Origin of the sequence: Streptomyces sp. NRRL WC-3549 (assembly GCF_000721935.1) — a bacterium.
GTDB lineage: Bacteria > Actinomycetota > Actinomycetes > Streptomycetales > Streptomycetaceae > Streptomyces.
This window is the reverse complement of record NZ_KL585386.1, coordinates 148,395-157,482: the sequence shown is the minus strand read 5'-3', so window position 1 is coordinate 157,482 and position 9,088 is coordinate 148,395. Positions and strand designations below refer to the sequence as shown.

The window sequence follows — 9,088 nt, the reverse complement described above, 5'->3', positions numbered from 1 at the left end:
AGCTACCTCGGCCGGCCGGGTGCCACCGCCGAGCGCTTCGTCGCCGACCCGTTCGGCGCCCCCGGCGAACGGATGTACCGCACCGGCGACCTGGCCCGCTGGGTGCCCGGCCGCGGTCTCCTGTACGCCGGCCGGGGCGACGGTCAGATCAAGATCCGCGGCCACCGGGTGGAGACCGGCGAGGTCGAAGCGGCCCTCGCCGCCGTGCCCGGGGTCGGCGCCGCCGCCGCCAGGGTGCTGTCGTCCCGGCTGGTCGGCTACGTCGTGTCCGCCTCGGTGACCGGGGACGCCGTGCGGGCGTACCTCGCCGGGCGACTGCCCGACCACATGGTGCCCTCGGCGGTCGTGGTGCTGGCCGAACTCCCCCTGACGCCCAACGGGAAGCTCGACCGAGCCGCCCTGCCCGCTCCCGCGTCGGCCGGCGGCGGCCGGGAGCCGGGCACCGAGCGCGAACGCCTGCTGTGCGCCGTGCTCGCCGACACCTTTGACGTCGAACGCGTCGGTGTGGACGACGACTTCTTCGCCCTCGGCGGTCATTCGCTGCTGATCGTGCGCCTGCTCGCCCGTATGGACGCCGAACTCGACGTGCGCATCACCGCGATCACCGTCAGCAGCCGGCTGCGGGCCGCCGGCCTCGTCCTGCGCCCACGCGACCTGCTCGCACGCCGTAGCTTCGCCGCCCTGGCCGCCTCCGCCGAACTGCTGGAGACCGCGGCCGAGCCGGTGGACGAGCCGACCGGCGCCGTGCCCGCCCCGCCGATCGTGCGCGGCCTGCTCGACCCGCATCCGGATGTGGACACCGTCGCCCGGTACGCGCAGTGGACCGCCCTGGGCGTCGACGCCCTGGACCGCGAAGCCCTGGTCACCGGCGTACAGGCCGTGCTCGACCACCACGACGCCCTGCGGCTGCGGGTGGCCGACGGTCTGGAGGTGCTGCCCCGGGGCACCGTGCGTGCCGTCGTGGAGGAGGTCCACGGCGACGACGCGACCGCCCTCGCCCGGCGGCTGGCCGGCGAACTCGACCCGAGGACGGGCGACCTGCTGCGGGCGGCCCTGCTCCGCACCGGCGACGGCGCCCCGGACCGGCTGGTCCTCGTCGTCCACCACCTCGCCATGGACGGCGTGTCCTGGCGCATCCTGCTGCCCGACCTGCACACCGCCTGCACCGGCGGCACCCTCGAACCGGTCGGGGCGTCCTGGCGCCGGCACGCGCTGCTCCTCGCCGACCAGGGCGCGTCCGGCGCGCGCCGGGGGGAACTGGACCACTGGCGCACCGCGCTGGCCTCCGCCCCCCGGCTGGGAGCCCGGCCGCTGGACCCGGCACAGGACACGGTCGCGACCGCCCACCGTTCGGTCACCGTGGCCTCGCCCGAGGTCACCGAGGCCCTGCTGACCACCCTGCCCGCCGCGTACCGCGCCGGCGCCGACGAGGTGCTGCTGGCCGCGCTCGTGCTCACCCTGCGGAACTGGGGGCTGTCCGGCGACGCGGTGACCGTCACCATGGAGGGCCACGGCCGTGAACACCTCGACCTCTCCCGTACGGTCGGCTGGTTCACCAGCGAATACCCGGTCCGCGTCCCCTCGTCCGACGACGTCGGACGGATGCTGCGCGCCGCCAAGGAGGCCCGGCGCGGCGTCCCCGACGGCGGCGTCGGATACGGCGTCCTGCGCCACCTCGACCCGGAGACCGGTCCCGGACTCTCGGCCACGCCGCCGCCGGACGTGCTGCTCAACTACCTCGGCCGGTTCGCCCCGCTGACCGCCACCGGATGGCGGCTGCCCGAGCGCGACGCCTTCGCGGTGACGGAGCCCGACGCCAAGGCCCTGGAGCAGGTGCTCGCCCTCAACTGCTTCGTCCACGAGGAGGGCGCGCCCCGGCTCGCCGTCGAGTGGACCGCCGCGACGCGGGTGCTCACCACCGACGCCGTGGCGGCCCTGCAGGAGGCGTGGAACACCGCGTTGGAGGCGCTGGCCGAGCACGCCTCCCGCACCGACGGCGGCCTCACCCCGTCCGACCTCCCGCTGGTCGGCCTCGACCAGGACGCCATCGACGCCCTCGAACGCACCGGCCGCATCGCCGACGTCCTGCCCGCCACCCCGCTCCAGGTCGGGCTCTCCTTCCACACCCTGGTCCGCGACACCGACGAGACGGACGTCTACGTCGTCCAGGCCGTGACCACCCTCACCGGCGATCTGGACCCGGACCGGATGGCCGAGGCCGCACGCGAACTGCTGCGCCGCCACCCCGCCCTGCGCGTGTACCTGGGGACGGCGGGCGACGACGTGGTGCAGGTCATCCCCGCCGGCGTCGCCCTGGACTGGCGGGTGGACGACGACTTCGCCGAAGCGGCCCGCGCCGAACTGGAGCGCCCCTTCGACCCGGGCCGGCCACCGTTGATCCGCTTCCTGCTCTCCCGGGTCGGGCCCGCCGAGCACAAGCTCGTGATCACCAACCACCACGCCCTGCTCGACGGCTGGTCGATGCCCCTCGTCGGCCGTACCCTGCTCGCGATCTACGCCGAACTGGGCGGCGGCCCCGCCGCGCCCGCCGCCCCACCGCTGTCGGAGTACTACCGGTGGCTCGCGGGCCGGGACAAGGAGGCGTCGCTCGCCGCGTGGCGCGACGCCCTCGCGGGCCTGGACGAGGCGACCCGGCTGGCCCCCGCGAGCGCCCAGGCCGCCGTCGAACGGCCGCGCCGCGAAACCGTCGCGCTGGGACGCGAGTTCAGCGACCGGCTGCGCGCGTTCGCCCGAGAGGAGGGCGTCACCCTGACCACGGTGCTCCAGACGGCGTACGGCCTGCTGCTGGGCAGGCTCACCGGACGCCTCGACGTCGTGTTCGGCGGCCCGGTCTCCGGACGACCCGCGGAGGTCGACGGGGTGGAGGCGATGATCGGTCAGCTCGGCACCACCATCCCCGTACGCGTCCGGCACAGCCGGGACACGACGGCCCGTGAACTCATGGCCCAGGTGCACGCCGAGAGCGTCGCCCTGGCCGACCACCACCACGTCGGACTGCCCGAGATCCAGCGGGTGACGGGCATCGGCGAACTCTTCGACACCATGCTGGTGATGGAGAACTTCCCGCTGTCCAGCCGCAGGCGCACCCCGCTCGCCCCCGGACTCGACCTGACCGGTGTGGACATCACCGACGCCACGCACTACGCGCTGACCGTCATCGTGATCCCCGACGACGAGATCACCATCGGCCTCGGCTACCAGCCGCACGCCTTCACCGAGGCGACCGTCCGCGACTACGGGCGCTGGCTGCACAACCTCCTGCGGGAGCTCGTCGACGACCCGGCCCGTCCGGCGGTCCGGCTGCCCGCGCTCGGTCCCGACGAGCGGGAGCGGGTGCTGCGCACCGGCACCCGGAACGTCGCCGCCAAGGCCCGCGGCCACTGGCTGGATGAGTTCGCCGCCTGGGTCCGCCGCAAGCCCGACGCCGAGGCCCTGGTCTGCCGCGACCGCAGCCTCAGCTACGCCGAGCTGGACCGGCGGGCCAACCGGGTCGCCCACGCGCTGATCGCGCGGGGCGTCCGGCCCCAGGACCCGGTCGCGGTCCTGCTCGGCCGCGACGTCGAGTTGACCGTGGCCCTGTTCGGCGTGGCCAAGGCCGGCGCCGTGTACGTCCCGATGGACGCGAGCTACCCGCGGGAGCGGCTTGCCTTCATGTTCGACGACATCGCCCCGGCCGCCGCCGTGACGACCGGCGCCGAACTGCCCGTCGACCGCGACGTACCCGTCCTGCGCCTGGACGACCCCGCCACCCTCGCCCCGATGCCGGACACCGACCCGGCCGAGGCGCGCTCCCGGCTGACCGACGACGCGCTCGCCTACGTCATCTACACCTCCGGCACCACCGGGCGGCCCAAGGGCGTCGGCGTGACCCACCGGGGCGTGCCCGACCTGATCGCCCTCCAGGAGGAGGTCGTCGGCGTCACCGAGCACGACCGCTACCTGCACTTCGCGTCGACCAGCTTCGACGTCGCGTTCTGGCAGACCATGGTGCCGCTGCTCTCCGGCGGTACGTCCGTGATCGCCCCGGAGGAGGTACGCGTCCCCGGCGACGAACTCCTCGACTACATCGCCGAACACCGGGTGACCGGGGTGAACCTGCTGCCCTCGTTCCTGGCCGCGATGCCGGACGACCGCACCGTCGACCCGGACGTCTTCTTCGTCGTCGGCGCCGAACGCCTCGACCCGGAACTGGCGCGACGCTGGGGACGGGGCCGCAGGGCGCTCTTCAACGCCTACGGGCCGACCGAGGTCACCATCAACTCCACCCTGTGGCGCTACGACCCGGACGACGCCGGCCCGCTGCCCATCGGCCGCCCCGACCCCGGCGTCCGCGCCTACGTCCTGGACGGCGGCCTCCAGCCGGTCGGCACCGGGGTGACGGGCGAGCTGTACCTCGGCGGCCCCAGCCTGGCCCGCGGCTACCTCGGCCGCCCCGGCCTCACCGCCGCGACCTTCGTGGCCGACCCGTTCGGCCTGCCGGGGGAGCGGCTCTACCGCACGGGAGACCTCGTGCGATGGCGGCCCGACGGACAGCTGGTCTTCCTCGGACGCGCCGACCACCAGGTCAAGATCCGCGGCTTCCGCGTCGAACTGGGCGAGATCGAGACCACCTTGACCAGCCACCCCGACGTGCGGGCCTGCGCCGTGGTCGTGCGGGAGGGCAGGCTCGTCGGCTACGTCATCCCGACTGACGACGCCGACCTGGACACCGCACAGTTGCGCGCGTTCCTGGCCGGCGCGCTCCCCGACCACATGGTGCCGACGGCACTCGTGCCGATCGACCGGCTGCCCCTGAGCCCCGGCGGCAAGCTCGACACCGCCGCACTGCCCGCCCCGGAGACCGCGCTCACCACCCGCCGCGAACCGGCCACCGAGGCCGAAGCGGTCCTGCTCGGCGTGTTCCGTTCCATCCTGGGCACCGACGACATCGGCCTCGACGACGACTTCTTCGCCGTCGGCGGGGACAGCATCGTCTCGCTGCAGGTCGTCTCGCGGGCCCGGCGCCAGGGGCTCGGGCTGACCGCGCGCGACGTGTTCGAAGGAGAGACGGTCGCCGGGATCGCGGCCCGCGCCCGGGACCTCGACGGCGGCGAGGCGCCCGCGGTCGGCGACGCCCCGCTGACCCCGGTCATGCGGGACCTGCTGCGCCGCGCGGGGGCCGCCGCGGACGGCTTCTGCCAGTGGGTGGAGATCTGTGTGCCGCCGGGGGGCGACGAGGCGTCCTGGCGGTCCGTGCTCGACGCGGTGCTGACCCGTCACGACGTGCTGCGGGCCCACCTCGACGGCGACGTGCTGCGCATCCCGCCGGCCGGCGCGGTCACCGGAGCCGACGTACTGACCCGCGTCCGGGCGGCCGGAGACGGACTGCGGGCCGCGGCCGACTCCGCGACCGCGGCGGCCCGGGCATCGATGGACCCGCGCACCGGCCCGCTGCTGCGCGCGGTATGGGTGGACGCCGGGCCGGACCGTCCCGGCCGGCTCGTCCTGATCGCCCACCACCTGGTCGTCGACGGGGTGTCCTGGCGCGTCCTGCTGGACGACGTGGAGCACGCCCACGCGGGCGGGGTGCCGGCCCGGCACGGCCAGTCCTTCCTCGGCTGGGCGCGTACGCTGCGCGACGCCGACCGGAGCGCCGAACTGCCGCACTGGCGGCGGATGACGGCCGCCCCGGCACTCGGCCGCCCGCTCGACCCCGCCCGGGACACCGTGGCCACCGCGCAGCACCACGAGTTCCGGCTCGACGCGGAGACGACCCACGCCCTCGTCACGACCCTGCCCGCCGCCTACCGCACCACGCCGGACGCCGTGCTGCTGACGGCGCTCGCCCGTGCGGTACGGGACTGGCGCGCGGTGCCCCGGCTCCTGGTCGCGCTGGAGAGCCACGGCCGCCCCCGCGAGGTCGACCTGTCCCAGACCGTCGGCTGGTTCACCGCCGTCCACCCCGTGCTGCTCGACCCGGACGAGGACGTACGGGAGGTCAGGGAGCGGCTGCGCGCCCAGGGCGACGGTCTCGGACACGGCATCCTCACCACGGCCGGCCTGCTGGAGCCGGTGCAACCGGAGATCGCCTGGAACTACCTCGGCCAGTACCCCGGGGCCCCGGCCGAGGAGACCCCGTGGCAGGCGCCCCCGGACGCCGACCCGCTCGGATCGGGCGGCTCCGACGCGATGCCGCTGCCGTACGGTCTGATGGTCAACGCCCTGGTACGCGACGACGCGCTCGGGGTCCGCGTCACCTGGCCGTCCGCCCTGTACACGGCCGCCGAGATCGAGGACCTCGCCGGGCATCTGCGGACCGCGCTCCTGTCCACCGCCGCCGCACCCGAGATCAGTGCGCTCGGCCCCGGCCGCCAGGTCGCCGAGGTGCAGCCGCTCACCCCCTTGCAGGAGGTGATGCTGCGGCACTCACGCACCGAGCGCCCCGACCCGTACACCGTGCAGTCGGCGTTCACCCTGGCCGGTCCGCTCGACGTCGACGCCCTGCGCGCCGCCGGCGACGACCTGCTGGCCCGTCACCCGAACCTGGGTGCCGTGTTCCCCGCCTCCCTGGGGGTGATCCCCACGTCCCCCCGGCCGGACTTCCGGGTCGACGACGGGCCGGCCGAGGAGGTCCTGGCGGCCGATCTGGCCGAGCCCTTCGACCTCGCGGCGGGCCCGCTGGTCCGCCTGACCGTGATCCGGCGCGGCCCCGAGCGCGCCGATCTCGTCCTGACCACGCACCACGTGCTCTCCGACGGATGGTCGGCCCCGCGCATCCTCACCGAACTGTTCGCCCTCTACACGGCCAGGACCCGCCAAGAGGCCCCGGACCTGCCGGCCCCGGTGCCGTTCGCCGACTACCTGCGCTGGTGCGCCGACCACGAGCCCGACCTCGCCGCCTGGGCGGCCGAGCTGGACGGACTGCCCGAAGGCGACCACCTGGGCGGCGGCACACCCGGACCGGCCTGGCTGGAACCCGAGATCATCGCGTTCGACGCGCCCCTGGTCGCCGAGCTCGGCCGGCTGGCCGCGGCGCGCGGCCTGACCCGGAACACGCTGGTGCAGGGCGCGTGGGCGGTCCTGCTCGCCCGGCGCTCGGGACGCACGGACGTCTGCTTCGGAGCCATGGTCGCCTGCCGTCCCCCGGAGCTGGAGGGCGTCGAGGAGATCATCGGGCTGCTGGCCAACACCGTCCCCGTACGGGCCCGGCTCGACGGCACCTTCGCCGACGCGCTCACCGCTCTCCAGGCCCGGCAGCGGGGACTGGTGGAGCACCAGCACGTCGCCCTGTCCGACCTGGAACGGCTGACCGGCCGGAGCAGGCTCTTCGACAGCCTGGTGGTGTTCGAGAACTACCCGGTCGACCCGGACCGCCTCCGCGAGCCCGCCCCCGGCCTCACGGTCCTGGGAACCCGCTTCCGCGAGGCCACGCACCACCCGGTGACCCTGACGGTCATGCCGGACGGCGACGGCTGGACCGGTGTGCTCGCCCACCGAGCCGGGGTGGACGTCGACGGGCTCGCCGGGGAACTGCTCGACCTGCTCCGCACCCTGGACAAGCACCTCGACGCCGACGTGCTCGACCTCCTGGAGGACCGATGAGCGCGGACACCGCCGGGGAACCGGAGAACAGCGCCCCCACCGGGGGACCGGTGGCGGGGGAGGCCGCGCCCCCCGGCCGCCAGGTGGACCGGCAGCTGCTGCGGGTCGCGTTCGTCCTGGTGCTCGGCACCTTCATGGCCTCGCTGGACGCCACCATCGTCAGCGTCGGCATCGACGCCCTGACCGAGGAGTTCGGCGCGTCGGTCGCGGAGATCCAGTGGGTCACCACCGCCTACCTGCTGGCCGTCGTCGCCGCCGTACCCGCGTCCGGCTGGCTGGCCGGCCGGTTCGGCGGCAGGCGGACGTGGCTCACTGCCGTGGGCGTGTTCCTGCTCGGTTCGGTCCTGTGCGCGCTGGCCTGGTCCGTGACCAGCCTGATCGTGTTCCGGGTGCTCCAGGGCCTCGGCGGGGGACTGCTGCCGGCGACCGGGCAGGCCCTGCTCGCCCGCGTCGCGGGCCCGCACCGCACCGGGCGGGTGATCAGTGTCGTCGCGGTCGTCCCGCTGCTGTCCCCGGTGCTCGGTCCGCTGGCCGGCGGTTCCATCCTCAGCGTGGCGCCGTGGCCGTGGCTGTTCCTGGTCAACCTGCCGATCGGGGCGGTCGCCGCGCTGCTGGCCCTCCGCCACGTCCCCGCCGTCCCGCCGTCGACGCGTCCCGCCGTCGACGCGGCGGACGGCGTTCGACCTGCGGGGTGCCGTGCTGCTCTCGCCGGGCCTGGCCGTGCTGGTGTACGGGCTGACCGAAGTGGCCCACGGCCGCACCCTCCCGGCCGCGGCCGGCGTGACGGCCGGCGTCGTGATGCTGGCGGGCTTCACCGTGCACGGACTGCGTACCCGCGCCACACCGCTGGTCGACCCCCGGCTGTTCGCCCGGCCGCCCTTCGGAGCCGCCGCTCTCGCGCTGGTGGTCCTGGGCGCCTCGGTGTTCGGCACGACGTTCCTGCTGCCGTTGTACTTCCAGACCGGCCGCGGCCTGACGGCGTGGCAGGCCGGGCTGCTGCTCGCCCCCCAGGGGCTGGGCGCGGCAGCGGGGTCGGTGCTGGTCAACCGGACCATCGACAAGGTCGCCCCGAGGACCCTCGTGGTGAGTGGGATCGTGCTCATCGTCGCGGGCACCGTGCCCTTCACCCAGCTCGGCCACGGCGTCCCGGACGCCGTGATCGCCGTGTCGCTCGTGCTGCGCGGCCTCGGGATGGCGATGGTCGGCGCGCCCGTGATGAACATCGTCTACAGCCGCATCGAGCCCGAGCAGCTCCCGCGCGCCGCCGGGGCGCTCAACCTGCTGAACACCGTGGGCGGTTCGGTGGGTACGGCAGCCCTGGCCGTGGTCCTCGAGGGCCGGCTGTCCGCACGCGGCCCGGAAGTCTCATCGGCGTTCGCCGACACCTTCTGGTGGGTGCTCGGCTTCTGCCTGTTCGCCGCCGCCGGGGCCACGAGACTGCCCAGGACCCGGGCGGCGAAGCCGGGCTGAGCCCGCTGCCCGGGAG

Annotated in this window: 2 protein-coding genes and 1 pseudogene; all 3 read left to right on the top strand. The window is 75.0% G+C overall.

Going from position 1 to position 9,088, the window contains the following annotated elements:
• Nucleotides 1–7,602 (top strand): non-ribosomal peptide synthetase (locus IH13_RS36760; protein ID WP_037840795.1); only part of this gene is annotated, 7,602 nt, incomplete at its 5' end.
• Nucleotides 7,599–8,210: pseudogene (locus tag IH13_RS45980) on the top strand (MFS transporter); the annotation flags it as partial. The gene IH13_RS36760 and the pseudogene IH13_RS45980, both read left to right, overlap by 4 nt.
• Before the next feature lie 88 nt (nt 8,211–8,298).
• Complete coding sequence (locus IH13_RS45975; RefSeq protein WP_420713339.1) at nt 8,299–9,072, top strand: MFS transporter; 774 nt, start codon at nt 8,299–8,301, stop codon at nt 9,070–9,072.
• The last annotated feature ends 16 nt before the right edge of the window (nt 9,073–9,088 follow it).